Consider the following 14,458-nt stretch of genomic DNA (forward strand, 5'->3'; position numbering starts at 1 on the left):
GTATCAGGCATTCCGCAACTCCGTTGGTGCCTCTGCTGCATGAAAGGTGGCAGCGCCACGAGAGAGCCGGACCGCCGGAAGCGGGGCGGAGCGCTCGATCTCATGGCATCGCGATTCCGATGCTTCGGYCGATGGGCCAGTCCACGAACCGTACGGCTAGCTTCACGCTGACTTACATGCGTGCGAGGGCAATTCGCGCGCCGTTCTGCAACGGCGTCGGCAATGCAACGCCTGTCCAGAGATTTGAATCGCAGTAGCGTAAATCGACGTGAGTTCGTAAGGCGTCTTCTGAACAGATCGACGGCCGGGTGATCCCGGCCGCAGTCACTTGGAGCTGCCTCTGCGCTCAGGCGGGTGCACGGCCGGGTTGGCGCTTTGCGACGCGGTGCCGCGTCAGCGCGCCAGCATAACACAGCACGAACCCCGCAAACGCCAGAACCCAAAACGTTGCGGCAGCGTGCAACAGCCATGTCGAACCAGGCATCAGGGCGGCGGCGAAGCGGAACGGCGTCGCCAGCACAATGGCGCAGAAGACCAAGACGGTTCCGCCGCCCGCATGAAGTTTACGTCCCGTATGGCCGAGCGTCGCGCGCGCCATCACCGCGAGTGTCATGGCGCCGATGGCACCGATGCCGAAGACGTGGATGCCCGCGACCGGCGGCAGGAGCGTGCTGTCGAGTGCCGCCAGCCCGGATATCAGCAACCCTGCCGGAACGAACAGATAGGCGACGTGGAGGATCAGCAACAACGGTTCCGACGCCGTGCGCCAGCCCGCCCAACGGCTCAGCCGCACGGCATTGAGGATGGCCGCAACGACCAGCAGCACGCCGCTCACCCATGCTTCGGGGCTGATGATCCAGCCAAGAAGCGCGATGGTGGAAACGACGATGACGGCGCCGTCGAAGCGGTTGAACGGAACCGGCAGACGACCCGGGTTTTCCCGAACCAGCCAGTTGCGGGTGAAGCTTGGAATGATGCGCCCACCGATGACCATGATGAGCACGAGGCCGGCAGCGAGGGCGAGATTGCGCGATGTTTCCGTGAGCCCGAAGAACCGTGCTTCGAGGTGGAAAAAGACATTGGCCGCGAACAGCGCGGTTACCGGGAGCAGAACCAGAAGATTGCGCCAGTTGCGGCCGGCGACGATCTCGATCAGCGCCGACACGGCCACAGCCAGCAGGAACGCGCTGTCGAGCACCATGGCGGCTGCCCAGCCGAGGTCTGCAGAGAACCAGACGGCAATCCGTCCTGCAAGCCACAATGCCACGAGGCCCGCCAAAGGCGCGCCGCGCACAGGCAGGCGACCGGTCCAGTTCGGAATTGCGGTGAGCAGGAACCCGGTCACGACGGCGGCAAGATAGCCGAACAGAAGCTCATGCGCATGCCAGTCGACGGGTGAAAGCAGGCTTCTCGTCTCCAGTCGGCCTGCAAGCATCGGCAGCCAGATGAGGATCGCCAGCGCTGCCCAGATGCTCCCAAATAGAAAGAACGGCCTGAAGCCATAGGACAGCAATGCGGGATAGGCCTCCCGTCGCGGCTGCGAAGATACCATGTCGACTGGTCCTGTCTTAAAGAGAACCGGGCGGGACACCCCTGCCCGCCCGGTCAAACTGCCGTCACGCCGTCAGTTCGCAGGCACAGCCGCGAGAAGCTGCTCGAAATGGGTCTTCGCCTTGCCTGGATGCTTGACCGCTTTCGCTTCCTCGAGATTGTTCGGTGCGCCGACCGCGATCAGCATCACCATGCCCATGCCGTAGTGCGGCGTGCATTTGACGCCGTAGACGCCTTCAGCCGTCACGTCGTACACGATCTCCTCGTTGATCTTGCCCTTGAAGGCGACAGCCCCTTCGGGAATCATGCCGTTGATGGTTTCGGCATTATGGGACTTGTGCGTCGGCACGAAGCGGATGGTGTCGCCGGGCTCGGCCTGAACGAAGTCCGGCTCGAACACCATGGCGCCCTTCGCGCCCTTGTTGAGCATCATGACTTCATGCTCGGCTGCGTAAGCTGTTCCCGTGAAGGCGACCGCTGTCGCGAGCGCAATCATTGCCAAGGTCCTGTTCATCATGCCGTCCTTTCCTGTGACAGTCTGATTTGTCTTCGGGACCAGTTCTACGCCCTGTGCGAATCCGCTTCATTGCGCTATCGCAAATGCAGGGCATCAAAATCCTGGGGAGGCCCCACTTGAACAGACTCGACCGTTCGCTGATTGCCGGGCTTCCCGCATTCGAGGGCCTGACGGCCGAAACGCTCGACACCGTGCTGGCGAGCGCGCGCTCGCTGCGGATCGAAAAGGATACCTCCGTCTTCGAACAGGATGAAGAGGCAAGCTCGTTCTTCATCCTGCTCGATGGCCGAGTCCGCGTCGTTAAACTGACGCCGGACGGTCAGCAGGTCATCGTTCGCTATATCGTCCCGGGCGAACTGCTTGGCATCGCGCAGGCGATTGGCCGCTCGACCTATCCGGCCAGCGCAATTGCAGTGACCGATTGCGTGGTGTTGGCCTGGCCGAGCAAGCTGTGGTCCGAGTTCGCGACCGCCCATCCGGGATTTGGGATGAACACCTACAAAACCGTCGGTACGCGGCTACAGGACGTCCAGACACAGGTGGTGGAAATGGCGACCGAGCAGGTCGAGCGGCGCGTAGCGCACGCCCTTCTCCGCCTCGTGCAGCAGTCGGGACGCAAGACCGACGAAGGACTGTTGATCGATTTTCCGATCTCGCGGCAGGACATCGCGGAAATGACCGGCACGACGCTGCACACCGTCAGTCGCCTGCTCTCCGCCTGGGAGGAAAAGGGGCTTGTCAAAAGCGGCCGTCAGCAGGTCACCGTAACCCAGCCGCACCGCCTGATGCTGCTGGCAGATGGACGTGTCGAGCGGGAATGAGCGCGATCTAAGGCGCAGAAAGCGAATCGGGGAGATCGCGCCGCGTGTCGGTACCGGCACTCCGCGTGATCGCAGCGCGCAAATCCGCACGCAAATCGACTTCGCCGATGTCATGCTCGCGGACCGCGTCGTCCACTGTGTGAAACGGCGCTATCGGACAACCGACGCACAGCAGCCCATGGTCGAGGATCGTGCGGATGGTTTCCGGCCAGCGCCGCATGATCTCGTCCATGCTCATGTCGTCGTGATATCGTCCGGTCATGCCACGGCTCCTCCATCGTCGGAACGGGAGAATGCACGACGGCGATGGCCCGCTTCTTTGCGCCGGGGCAACCAACGATCAGTTTTCAGTCAGGCGGGGTGGTGAGTGAAGGCAACCTCATGCTCGATCATGACACAGTCCTGCGTGACCACTGCGCGCCAGAGCCTGTTGCCGCACCTCAGTGACAGCCGCCAGCGGCCTTCGTCTTCCCCCTCACCGCGTTCGACACGACTGATGACGTGACCGCGCCGCATATGGTTCTGCAATTCGTCTTGCGACCAGCCGAAACCCTGCGCGACAAGGGCGGCATCGAGCGTGAAGTCGCCTGAAGCGTCCGACAGAACGAGTTCGCCCCCCGTCACAGGCTTTCCTCCAGGATCGGCTCTATCCGCATCGTGTCTTCCTTGCGGTTGAAGGCGATCGCCAGCCGGAAGGAGTGCGACACCCGCAAGGCGCGATCCATGAACAGCGTTGCCACCTCCGGCGGACAGACGCGCTGGACCGTCGAGCGAAACAGCTTGAGCCAGCGTCTGAAATGCTGCTCGCCCAGTTCGGGGATGGCGAGATGCGGCGGAAGGGGACGGCCATCGTAGCGGCCGGTGCGCAGCAGGGTCGACGACCAGAAATCGCACATCTTGGCGAGGTGATGCGGCCAGTCCGCGTCCGCGATGGCGTTGTTGAAGATCGGGCCGAGCAGATCGTCGCTGCGGATCTGGTCGTAGAAACCATGGACCACCGCGTGGATCATCGTTTCGTCGAGCACTTCCGGCAGGAGTTTTCCGTCGATGACGGGCGTTCGAACTGGGGCGGGGCGACCCTTCATATGACTGGTTCCATCGTTCAAAGGTTGGATTGCATGCGTCACGCAGCCATCGGCGTGACGCCCAGAAGGGTCGCTAACGCCGTCCGGTTTCGCACGGCGTCCGCCAGCGTGTATTTGTCCAGCACAGACAGATATGCCGTCAGAGCCTCGGAAAACATGCTTTTCAGCATGCAGGCCGGTGAAATCACGCATGCTCCGCCCGACTGTTGCAGACATTCGACCAGCGAGAAATCTTCCTCGATGGCGCGGACAAGAGCGCCGACGTTGATCTGTGCAGGCGGTCTTGCAAGACGTATTCCGCCCGCACGACCGCGGACCGTCATGATATAGCCGTGCCTGTTCAACGTTTGCGCCACCTTGAGCAGATGGTTGCGCGACAATCCGTAAGTCTCGGCAACATGATGTACAGTGCAACAACCGTCAGGACGCATGGCGACGTAAATCAGCATGCGTAAAGCGTAGTCGGTGTGGAGTGTCATCCGCATGATTGTTTCTCCGGCCGGGTGCACGCTTACGACGCGACGCGCCTTCGTAAAGTGGCATCTAAAATACCATTAATACCTTCCCCGATCGCGGAAAAGCGCGAAAACGTCGCAGGGAGATATCCTCCGTTTCGCTGAGAAAGTGGCATTATCGATACCAAAAATAGGCCTGATGATAGCTTGGGGTGGAAACACGCCGAACGGGCGATAGATGTACGAAGCGTTCAAAGTGGAAGGAATTGTGATGAGATGTTGAGTGCGACCGTGGCTCTTTTCCTCGTGTCGACGTCAATTACGTTCGCCGCAGATCATCAGGTGCAGATGCTCAACAAGGGAGCGAAAGGCGCCATGGTGTTCGAGCCTGATTTTATTCAGGTCGAAGTTGGAGACACGGTGACCTTCATCCCGACTGACAAGAGCCATGACGCTGAGAGCATCAAGGGTATGATCCCAGATGGGGCTGAGTCTTTCAAAGGCAAGATCAATCAGGAGATCACAGTCACGATCGAGAAGGAAGGCGTCTATGGCGTCAAGTGCACGCCGCACTACGGCATGGGCATGGTCGCGCTGATCGTGGCCGGCGAGCCGGTCAACGTCGAGGAAGCGAAAGCCGTGAAGCATCCGGGCAAGGCGAAGAAGGTGTTCGACGAACTCTTCGCGCAGGCTGAAGCCGAGTGACATAAGGAAGGACGAACATGACAAAGAAGATGGATGCCGTTTCTCCGACCGCCGATGAAGCCGGGAAGGTCTCCCGACGCAGTCTTCTGATGGGGTCCGCGGGTGTCGCCATTGCGTCGGCAGCGCTTTCCGCGACCCCGGCGATCGCCAATCACGATCACCCTGTAGCGCATTCTGGCGGCGTTTCTCCGTCTGGAAGCCTGAGCAACCGCATTTATGCGGTGGTAGACGGGATGGCGGACATCGCGCGCATGCCGACTGATATCCCCCCGCCGATTACGCGACGGGAGCCGGAAACGGTGTCTGTGGAACTCGAGACCATCGAACTCGAAGCACGGCTCGATGGTCGCACGACCTTCCGGTACTGGACCTTCAACGGCACTGTACCGGGACCATTCGTCCGCGTCCGCGTTGGCGATACGGTCGAGGTGTCGCTGAAGAATGCTGAAGACAGCAGCATGATGCACAATGTCGACTTCCATGCGGTGACGGGACCGGGTGGTGGCGCGGAGGCAACGTCTGCTGCACCGGGAGAGACGAAAGGTTTCACCTTCAAGGCCCTGAATCCTGGCCTCTACGTCTACCACTGTGCCGTACCTCCCGTGGCGATGCACATCGCGAACGGCATGTATGGCCTGATACTGGTCGAGCCCGAGGAGGGACTGCCGCCGGTCGATCGCGAGTTTTACGTGATGCAGGGCGAAATCTATACGGAAGAGGAGTTCGGCTCGTCCGGCCTGCTGACCGAGAGCTATGAAAAGCTTCTCAACGAACGCCCGGAATATTTCGTTCTCAACGGCCATGTTGGCGCGCTGACCGACCATTACCCGTTGAAAGCGAATGTCGGCGAAACTGTCCGCATCTATTTCGGCGTGGGCGGTCCCAACTTCACGTCGTCGTTCCACGTCATCGGCGAGATTTTCGATAAGGTCTACCAACTTGGTTCGGTGACCTCTCCGCCGTTGACCGATGTCCAGACGGTGAGTGTCCCCGCAGGCGGCGCAACAATCGTCGAGTTCAAGGTCGAGGTTCCCGGCCGCTACGTTCTTGTCGATCACGCGCTGTCGCGCGTGGAGCGCGGCCTTGCAGGTTTCCTTATCGTCGAAGGCGATGAGAATCCTGAGATATTCAACGCCCACGAACACTAACACTTAGCTGAAGTGCGAGTGTGATCCGGCGCGGGCCTTTGAAAGCGCGCGCCGGACGTCGCTGATCGATACCGAGCTGTGGACGGCAAACGTATTGTTAAGCGTTTGAAATTTGACGGGTTGAACATGAGCGTATTCCGGGAGAGTTTAGTGCCCGCAAGCTGCAGTTGGAGGAGATAGCATGGTCGCCAAGCTCACCACGTCGGAAAGGCAATCTGCGGCCGTCATTCTGCTGCTTGTGGCCCTGGCCGGCATCGCGATGGCCGCCGCCGGTCGCAACGAGGCGATGGGCGTGCATGGTCTTATCGTCATTCTGTTTGCGGGCGCGCTGCTATATCCCGTGCTGTCCGCCTTCTATGCGCCGGAGCCCACGGAAGACCGTCAGGCATCTTACTACGATGACCCGATCAAGGTGGGTATCGCTCTGGCAATGGGCTGGGCGATCTTCGGCATGTTTATGGGCGTTTGGGTCGCCGCACAGCTCGCCTGGCCGAATCTCCATTTCGATGGCGCATGGTCGACCTTTGGGCGCCTGCGCCCGACACATACCACCGGCGTGATCTTCGGCTTCGGCGGCAACGCCCTGATCGCCACCTCTTTCCACGTTGTCCAGCGCACGTCGCGCGCGCGGCTGGCCGGCCAGGTCAGTCCGTGGTTCGTGCTCTTCGGCTATAATCTCTTCTGTGTGCTTGCGGTTACAGGCTACATCCTCGGCGTCACGCAGTCGAAGGAATATGCCGAGCCAGAGTGGTATGCCGACCTGTGGCTGGTCGTGGTGTGGGTGACATACTTCCTCCTCTATATCGCGACCATCGCGCGACGGAAGGAACCGCATATCTACGTCGCCAACTGGTACTTCATGGCCTTCATTCTGGTCGTGGCGATCCTGCATATCGTGAACAATCTCGCTTTGCCGATCTCGTGGGGTAGCGCCAAGAGCTACACGATCTGGCCCGGCGTGCAGGATGCGATGGTCCAGTGGTGGTATGGCCACAATGCCGTGGCATTCTTCCTGACCGCCGGCTTCCTCGGCATGCTGTATTACTATCTCCCCATCCGCGCAGGGCGCCCGATCTTCTCGTACCGTCTGTCGATCCTCAGCTTCTGGGGCATCACCTTCTTCTACATGTGGGCGGGCTCGCACCATCTGCACTATACGGCGCTGCCGCACTGGGTGCAGACGCTCGGAATGACGTTTTCTGTCATGCTGCTGGTGCCGTCCTGGGCATCCGCTGGCAATGCACTGCTGACCCTCAATGGTGCCTGGCACAAGGTTCGCGACGATGCGACGCTGCGGTTCATGATGGCTGCAGCCGTGTTCTACGGCATTTCCACCTTTGAGGGTTCGTTCCTCGCTATCCGGCCGGTCAACGCCTTGTCGCATTATACCGACTGGACCGTAGGACACGTCCATGCAGGCGCCCTCGGCTGGGTGGCTCTCATCAGTTTTGGCTCGATATACACACTGGTGCCGGCGTTGTGGAAGCGCGAGCGAATGTACTCTCCTGCGCTGATCGAGTGGCATTTCTGGCTCGCGATAGCCGGAACGCTCATCTACATCTTTGCCATGTGGAATTCGGGCATCCTGCAGGGCCTGATGTGGCGCACGTACACGGAAGAAGGCACGCTCGCCTACTCCTTCCTCGATAGTCTTGTTGCGATGTATCCCTATTACATTGCCCGGACCATCGGCGGGGCGATGTTTCTGCTGGGCACCGCGATCGGTTGCTACAACATCTGGATGACCATCCGGCTGGTTCCCGCGACCGTTCCAGAGGAAGCCGACTTGCCGGTCAAAGACGCAGTCGTGGCGGGGGAGTAAGCGGATGCCGGAGTTCTTTCATCGCAAAATCGAGCGGTCCGCCATCGGCTTCGTGCTTGCCATCATCGCAGCCGCCAGTGTCGGCGGCATCGTCGAAATCGCGCCGCTCTTTACCATCGACGAGACGGTGGAAGAGGCGCCCGACATGCGCGTCTACACCCCACTGGAACTGGCCGGGCGCAATATCTACGTCCGTGAAGGCTGCTATGCCTGCCACAGCCAGATGATCCGCACGCTTCGCGACGAAGTCGAGCGTTATGGGCCATACTCGCTCGCGGTTGAATCCAAATACGACCGGCCCATGTTATGGGGATCCAAGCGCACCGGCCCCGACCTTGCCCGTGTCGGCGGCAAATACTCGGATGCGTGGCATGTTGCGCATCTGATCAACCCGCGTGACGTTGTGCCAGAATCGAATATGCCGGCCTACGCATTCCTCGCGCGCACAGCCCTGCGCACCGACGATTTGTCCGATCATCTGCGTGCCCAGCGAAGGCTGGGCGTACCTTATACGGACGAGATGATTGGGAACGCGGCGGCCGATGCCTACGGACAGGCAGCGCCCGACAGCGACTTTGCAGCAGGCGTCAGCGAGAGGTACGGTGAGGCTACGGAAGTCAGTGCATTCGATGGCGTTGCATCCCGCCTGACGGAAATGGACGCGCTGGTCGCTTACCTGCAGGTGCTTGGCCGACTGACGAGTGCGGCTTACGAGAACACCGCCGCGCCGCAGGAAGCGCCGAACCCGGATAACTGAGGAGACGCGCCGATGGATTTCGATCACGATACGCTGGTGGCCTTTTCCAAGAGCTGGGGCCTTTTCTACCTCATGGGGTTCTTCATCTGCGTGATCATTTATGCCTTCTGGCCCTCAAACCGGAAGCGCTTCACACGTGCGAAAACCAGCATATTGTCGGGGGAGGATAAGCCGTGGCGGTAGAAGAACGCGATCCGGTGACCGGTCGCGAGACGACCGGTCACGAATGGAACGGCATCAAGGAACTCGACACACCGGTTCCACGCGGCGTGCTGATATTCCTCGTCGTCACCCATATCTGGGCGGTGGGCTGGTGGTTCTTCGCGCCCACATGGCCGCTGGGAAGCACCTACACGAAGGGGTTGCTCGGCATCGATCAGCGCACCACGGTGGAAGAAAACCTTGTCAGGGCGCAGCAGGCGCGGTCCGTCTGGACGACCCGTCTGGAGACGGAGCCTTACGAGACCATCCTCGCCGACCAGCAACTGATGGGGATCGTGCGGAGTACCGGCCACCAGCTGTTTGGGGACAACTGCGCCGCATGCCACGGCGTGGACGGGAGCGGACGCGCCGGGTACCCCGATCTGACCGACGACGACTGGATCTGGGGCGGAGAACCGGAAGCGATCGAGCAGACCATGCGTGTCGGTATCAACACGCGCCATCCCGACAGCCGTATCGGACAGATGCCCGCCTTCGGACGCGACGGCATACTGGAACGCGAGCATGTCAGCAATGTCGCATCCTATGTCTATTCGCTGAGCAATCCCGAATACTCGACGCCGGAAAACCGAGAGCGTATTGAGGCCGGCAGAACCGTCTTCGCTGACAATTGCGCAGCCTGTCATGGCGACGACGCCACTGGCAACCGCGAGGTAGGCGCTCCCAATCTGGCCGATGATAGCTGGGTCTACGGCGGAGATCTGCAGACCATCATCAACTCGGTTCACGGCGGCCGCGAAGGCCATATGCCGACTTGGGACGAGCGGCTCAGCAATCTCGATATCCGGACGCTGTCGCTCTACGTCTATGATCTCGGGATCGTCGGACGATGAACGCTCAGGCGCCCCATCGCCCGCGGAAGTCCCGCATCATCTGGTCGCTGGTGGCGATGGGGCTGGCGCTTTTCCTCGGCGCAAATGCGCATTTGGCCTATGTCGCATTCGCCTCCCAACCCGACTGCGTCTCCCACTCGAAGGGCTCGGGAGAGGCCCATGATTATCGCGCCGCAAAGTCTGCCTGCTAGGAGGAGCACGAGATGACCGAGACTGCAAAGTCGTACGGATTGTTCAGCGAGACCTCCGGCATCGGCGAGACGCGCGATCCGAGGCTGCAACGGAACCTGCCGCTTTTCGTCGGCCTCAATTGGCTTGGAGCTGGCTGGCGCGACCTGTGGCATCGCCCAAGTGCCAGCCTGGCCTATGGCTTCGGCATCTTCGTGCTGTCGTGGGTTCTCGTGTGGGTGCTGGCCGCCTTCGGCAGCGACTACATTCTCTTCCCCGCCCTTGCCGGGTTCATGATCGTCGGTCCTTTCTTCGCAATCGGGCTTTACGAGAAAAGCCGTGCCATCGAGGAGAACCCCGAGGTGGGCCTTGCCCAGATGCTTGCGATCCACCCACGCGCGGGACGGCAGGTCTTCTTCACCGGATTGATGCTCTGTGCGCTGATGCTTCTGTGGATGCGTGCCGCCGTCTTCGTTTACGCGATCTTCTTCGGCGTTACGCCCTTCCCAGGCATTGAGCATATCGCAAACATGCTGTTCGGCACGGCCTATGGGCTGCTGATGGTGGCAGTCGGGAGCGCTATCGGGGGACTGTTTGCGGCCTTCTCCTTCGCCGTCAGCGTATTCGCCGTGCCGATGCAGCTTGATCGCCGGGTCGATGCGATGACGGCAATGGCCACGAGCATGCAGATGGTCTGGAACAATCTCGGTCCGATGATCGTGTGGGGCGCAATCGTGCTCGCCCTGTTCGGGCTTTCGGTTGTCACCGGGCTTGTCGGTCTGATCATCGTCTTCCCGCTTCTCGGTCATGCGACGTGGTACGCTTATCGCGCCATGCAAATCCCGGAGACCCGGGTATGAGTTGCTGCGCGCCGGGTAGCGAAGCTGCTCTGGCAATCGGTCCCGGCCGCGCTATCCCACCGGAGGAAATCCGTCTGTCGAGCAGGGAGCTGGGCGACGGGCTTATGCAGACTGACCTGACCGTGCCCCAGGCACATTGCGGCGCATGCATTGCTGGTGTCGAGGATGCGCTCGCGCGGCTGCCGGGGGTGGTCGCTGCCCGGTTGAACCTCTCTGCAAAGCGGGTCTCCGTGAAATGGCGAGCCGATCAGCCCGTGCCGGATATGATCGGGGCGCTGCGTTCCGCTGGCTATCAGGCCATGTTGAGCGGTATCCAGCAGCAGGAGCGCGATCCGGAAATGGCGTGGCTTTTGCGAGCGACAGCCGTCGCCGGCTTTTCGGCCATGAACATCATGATGCTGTCCATTTCGATCTGGTCAGGCTCAGATGCCGAAACCCGCAACGCGTTCCACGTCATCTCTGCGATCCTCGCCGTGCCTGCCATTGCCTATTCCGGGCAGGTCTTCTTTAGATCGGCGTGGTCCGCCCTCAGGGCCGGCAGATCGAACATGGACGTGCCGATCTCTGTCGGCATCCTGCTCACGCTCGCCCTGAGCCTTTATGATACGGCGACCGGCGCACCGCACGCTTACTTCGATGCGGTGACGTCGCTCATATTCTTCCTGCTCGCCGGACGCACGCTCGATCATGCGATCCGCGCCCGTGCGCGGACGGCTGTCACCGGTCTTGCCCGGATGATGCCGCGCGGCGCCACGGTGATCGCAGCAGACGGAAGCCGCGACTACCGCGATCTCGCCACGATCTCTCCCGGCGATCTCCTGCATGTCGCGCCGGGCGAACGGATACCGACCAACGGCACAGTCATGTCGGGAACAGGTGCGCTCGATATGTCGGTCGTCAATGGAGAGGCGCGTCCGGAACGTTGCAGTCCCGGAGATGCGGTACTGTCTGGCGCGCTGAGCCTCGATGGCGCATTGACGATCCGCGTCGACAAACGGCCTCAGGATTCGTTTCTGGCCGACATGGTCCGGATGATGGAGGCTGCGGAAGACGGACGCGCGCGCTACCGTCGGCTTGCCGACCGGGCTGCTGCCCTCTACTCGCCCGTCATCCACACGCTGGCGCTGGCGACTGGACTTGGATGGCTGGCGGCAACGGGTGACGTCCATCGCTCGCTCACCATCGCCATCGCGGTGCTGATCATTACCTGCCCCTGCGCGCTCGGGCTTGCCGTGCCGATGGTGCAGGTCGTGGCGGCGCGACGCCTGTTCGGCCTCGGCGTCGCGATCAAGGACGGAAGCGCGCTGGAGCGCCTCTGCGAGGTCGACCGCGTCGTCTTCGACAAGACAGGCACACTCACGCTGGGCACTCCCACGGTGACGAAACACAACGTGCCCGCCGCCGATCTCGCCGCGGCGGCAACACTGGCGCAAGCCTCGCGACACCCCGTTTCACGCGCGGTGGCAGCCCTCCTTCCAATCGGCGACAGCACGGTCTCCGAGATACGCGAAGTGCCGGGAAAAGGCGTAGAGGGGACTCTTGGCGGCCATGTCTACCGGCTGGGCAGCGGGGACTGGATTTTCGGAGGGGCGTCGGCGCCGGATGACGAAGCTGCCGCGTGGCTTTCGAAGGATGGCAATCCCGTTGGCTCGTTTTCGATGGTCGATCGCCTGCGGCCCCGTGCTGAGGATGCTGTCCGCCACTTGTCGACCCTGGGCATTAGCGCGGAGATCCTGTCTGGGGACCGGGAAGCTGAGGTGCAGCGCATCGCCGCTCAGTTGGGTATCGATGAAGCAATCTCCGGCGCGATGCCGGATGAGAAAGTCGGCCGGCTTGAAAGTCTCGCAGCTCAGGGACGCACGGTGCTGATGATAGGCGATGGCCTGAACGACGCACCTGCGCTTGCCACGGCTCATGTCTCCATGGCGCCATCGAGCGCGGCCGATGTCGGTCGCAACGCTTCCGACCTGGTGTTCCTCAGCGACAGTCTCGAAGTCGTCCCGCGAACGATCAAGGTCGCGCGAGCTGCGGACCGTCTGGTTCGCCAGAATCTCGCCCTCTCGGTCGCCTATAATGTGTTGGTTGTTCCCATCGCGATGGCAGGCTACGTGACCCCGCTGATAGCGGCCATCGCTATGTCGGCATCGTCGATACTGGTGGTCGCCAATGCGCTGCGCCTGTCGCGCGAAGACATCGCAAAGCCGGCACTGCAAAAACAGATGGCTGCATGGCCGTTCGCGGAGTCGACATGAGTTACGCTATCTGGCTCGTTCCTGTCGGTCTCGTCATGGGGCTCGTAGGTCTTATCGCCTTTCTCTGGTCGATGAAAAGCGGCCAACTCGAAGACCTCGATGGAGCGGCCGAGCGGGTGCTGATCGGAGAAAAGGCCGATCGACCCCTGCCATCGCATATCGACAATGATGCCCCTGAGTTCTCGACTGTTAAAGGACACCAGCCATGACACGTTTCGTCGACCGGCCTTTCGACTGGGTCGCGGCCCTGGCCCTCGCTTCGGGCGCGGCGGTGATAGTGCCAAGTATGATAGTGTTGGCTCTTACGGTGCTAACGGTCGCCTACTCGTTCGTTCAGTGATCCCGCTGGGTCCCCTTTTCCTGACAGACAGGCCGTGGATGAAGGCCAATCATGATCGGCGTGCGGCATGAGAGCTGTACCCCTCCGGTGAAGGCCGCCTTGCGGGCTGAGGGCGAACGTCGGAAGTCCTAGGGATAATCCTAGGAGTAGCCCTATGACGATGCCGCGGGTGGAGGTGATCACGTCGGTCGAGAGACGCCGCCGCTGGTCGCGTGAGGAGAAGGAGCGCCTGGTCGCGGCGTCGCTTGAGCCTGGCGTGTCGGTTTCGGAAGTCGCGCGATCGGCGGGCATTCACGTCAGCCAGCTCTTTCGATGGCGCAAGGAGCTGTGCGATCGGGTCGATACCGGTTCATCGCAATTGGTCCCGGTCGAGATCGTTCCTGCCGCTGCCATACCGCCCGCCGTTGAGGCGGCGGTGCCATCGGCGTCTCCCGGCCGCAGTCGCCGCAAGAGCGGCATCATCGAGATCGAGCTTGGCGGCGGGCGCCGTGTCCGTGTCGATCGCGACGTGGATGCCGAGGCGCTGCGGCGCGTGCTGGACGCGCTCGGGTCCCGATGATTCCGGTTCCCAGCGGCGTGCGGGTGTGGCTGGCGACTGGCCACACCGACATGAGGAAGGGCTTTCCGGGCCTGGCGCTGGTGGTGCAGGAGACGCTGAAGCGTGATCCGCACAATGGTCACCTGTTCGTCTTCCGCGGCCGCCGCGGCGATCGGATCAAGGTTCTGTGGCACGACGGCCAGGGCGCCTGCCTGTTCTCGAAGAAGCTCGAGCGCGGCCGCTTCATCYGGCCGYCGCCGGCCGACGGCGCGGTCACGATCACGTCGGCGCAGCTCGGCTATCTGCTCGAAGGCATCGACTGGCGCATGCCGCAAAAGACCTGGCGGCCGACGGCGACAGGCTGACGATTTTGGCCTTGCACAT

At 61.7% G+C, this 14,458-nt stretch carries 19 protein-coding genes; 13 read left to right on the forward strand and 6 right to left on the reverse strand.

Annotated features, from left to right (window positions below; all coding sequences use genetic code 11):
- Positions 1-346 precede the first annotated feature (346 nt).
- Positions 347-1,552 (reverse strand): NnrS family protein, encoded by a 1,206-nt coding sequence (locus L610_RS17085; RefSeq protein ID WP_024849404.1) that lies wholly within the window; start codon positions 1,550-1,552, stop codon positions 347-349.
- Positions 1,553-1,624: 72 nt separating this feature from the next.
- Positions 1,625-2,065, reverse strand: a complete 441-nt coding sequence (locus L610_RS17090; RefSeq protein WP_024849405.1) for a pseudoazurin — start codon at positions 2,063-2,065, stop codon at positions 1,625-1,627.
- A gap of 119 nt (positions 2,066-2,184) precedes the next feature.
- Between L610_RS17090 and L610_RS17095 the strand changes: the two genes are divergently transcribed.
- The gene (locus tag L610_RS17095; RefSeq protein WP_024849406.1) at positions 2,185-2,889 is read left to right on the forward strand and encodes a Crp/Fnr family transcriptional regulator; all 705 of its coding nucleotides are present in this window, start codon (positions 2,185-2,187) and stop codon (positions 2,887-2,889) included.
- Between the two features lie 7 nt (positions 2,890-2,896).
- On the opposite strand, the gene L610_RS17100 is transcribed toward L610_RS17095, so the two are convergent.
- From L610_RS17100 to L610_RS17115, 4 genes are all read right to left on the reverse strand, one after another.
- Complete coding sequence (locus L610_RS17100) at positions 2,897-3,151, reverse strand: DUF1858 domain-containing protein (protein ID WP_024849407.1); 255 nt, start codon at positions 3,149-3,151, stop codon at positions 2,897-2,899.
- A gap of 89 nt (positions 3,152-3,240) precedes the next feature.
- On the reverse strand, positions 3,241-3,513 hold the full coding sequence (locus L610_RS17105) for a DUF6522 family protein (RefSeq protein ID WP_144706535.1): 273 nt from the start codon (positions 3,511-3,513) through the stop codon (positions 3,241-3,243).
- Positions 3,510-3,899: a group III truncated hemoglobin gene (locus tag L610_RS17110; protein WP_051473326.1), complete on the reverse strand. Its 390-nt coding sequence runs from the start codon at positions 3,897-3,899 to the stop codon at positions 3,510-3,512. Before L610_RS17110 ends, L610_RS17105 begins: the two co-directional genes overlap by 4 nt.
- Positions 3,900-4,012: 113 nt before the next feature.
- On the reverse strand, positions 4,013-4,459 hold the full coding sequence (locus L610_RS17115; protein WP_024849410.1) for an Rrf2 family transcriptional regulator: 447 nt from the start codon (positions 4,457-4,459) through the stop codon (positions 4,013-4,015).
- A gap of 246 nt (positions 4,460-4,705) precedes the next feature.
- Here L610_RS17115 and L610_RS17120 point away from each other — a divergent pair, with 246 nt between their 5' ends.
- From L610_RS17120 to tnpB, 12 genes are all read left to right on the forward strand, one after another.
- Entirely contained in the window at positions 4,706-5,134 is a 429-nt protein-coding gene (locus tag L610_RS17120; protein WP_144706537.1) for a pseudoazurin, read from the forward strand.
- A 29-nt stretch (positions 5,135-5,163) separates the two neighbouring features.
- Positions 5,164-6,282: a copper-containing nitrite reductase gene (gene nirK / locus L610_RS17125; RefSeq protein ID WP_246659044.1), complete on the forward strand. Its 1,119-nt coding sequence runs from the start codon at positions 5,164-5,166 to the stop codon at positions 6,280-6,282.
- A 181-nt stretch (positions 6,283-6,463) separates the two neighbouring features.
- Positions 6,464-8,104, forward strand: a complete 1,641-nt coding sequence (gene ccoN, locus L610_RS17130; RefSeq protein ID WP_024849412.1) for a cytochrome-c oxidase, cbb3-type subunit I — start codon at positions 6,464-6,466, stop codon at positions 8,102-8,104.
- A 4-nt stretch (positions 8,105-8,108) separates the two neighbouring features.
- The gene (gene ccoO, locus L610_RS17135; protein WP_024849413.1) at positions 8,109-8,861 is read left to right on the forward strand and encodes a cytochrome-c oxidase, cbb3-type subunit II; all 753 of its coding nucleotides are present in this window, start codon (positions 8,109-8,111) and stop codon (positions 8,859-8,861) included.
- Between the two features lie 12 nt (positions 8,862-8,873).
- Positions 8,874-9,044, forward strand: coding sequence for a cbb3-type cytochrome c oxidase subunit 3 (locus tag L610_RS17140; RefSeq protein ID WP_084466166.1), 171 nt, complete (start codon positions 8,874-8,876; stop codon positions 9,042-9,044).
- Entirely contained in the window at positions 9,035-9,916 is an 882-nt protein-coding gene (gene ccoP, locus L610_RS17145) for a cytochrome-c oxidase, cbb3-type subunit III (RefSeq protein ID WP_024849414.1), read from the forward strand. Before L610_RS17140 ends, ccoP begins: the two co-directional genes overlap by 10 nt.
- Complete coding sequence (locus L610_RS17150) at positions 9,913-10,107, forward strand: hypothetical protein (RefSeq protein ID WP_024849415.1); 195 nt, start codon at positions 9,913-9,915, stop codon at positions 10,105-10,107. The genes ccoP and L610_RS17150 overlap by 4 nt, the downstream gene beginning before the upstream one ends.
- 12 nt (positions 10,108-10,119) lie before the next feature.
- On the forward strand, positions 10,120-10,944 hold the full coding sequence (locus tag L610_RS17155; RefSeq protein ID WP_024849416.1) for a DUF2189 domain-containing protein: 825 nt from the start codon (positions 10,120-10,122) through the stop codon (positions 10,942-10,944).
- Positions 10,945-11,048: 104 nt separating this feature from the next.
- Positions 11,049-13,196 (forward strand): heavy metal translocating P-type ATPase, encoded by a 2,148-nt coding sequence (locus tag L610_RS17160; RefSeq protein WP_246659045.1) that lies wholly within the window; start codon positions 11,049-11,051, stop codon positions 13,194-13,196.
- Positions 13,193-13,405: a cbb3-type cytochrome oxidase assembly protein CcoS gene (ccoS, locus tag L610_RS17165; RefSeq protein ID WP_024849418.1), complete on the forward strand. Its 213-nt coding sequence runs from the start codon at positions 13,193-13,195 to the stop codon at positions 13,403-13,405. Before L610_RS17160 ends, ccoS begins: the two co-directional genes overlap by 4 nt.
- A 285-nt stretch (positions 13,406-13,690) precedes the next feature.
- Positions 13,691-14,095 carry a transposase gene (locus L610_RS17170; RefSeq protein WP_144706539.1) on the forward strand — a complete coding sequence of 135 codons (405 nt, stop codon included), beginning with the start codon at positions 13,691-13,693 and terminating at the stop codon, positions 14,093-14,095.
- On the forward strand, positions 14,092-14,439 hold the full coding sequence (tnpB, locus tag L610_RS17175; protein WP_144706541.1) for an IS66 family insertion sequence element accessory protein TnpB: 348 nt from the start codon (positions 14,092-14,094) through the stop codon (positions 14,437-14,439). The genes L610_RS17170 and tnpB overlap by 4 nt, the downstream gene beginning before the upstream one ends.
- The last annotated feature ends 19 nt before the right edge of the window (positions 14,440-14,458 follow it).

The organism is Aminobacter sp. J44 (genome assembly GCF_007829415.1).
Lineage (GTDB): Bacteria > Pseudomonadota > Alphaproteobacteria > Rhizobiales > Rhizobiaceae > Aerobium.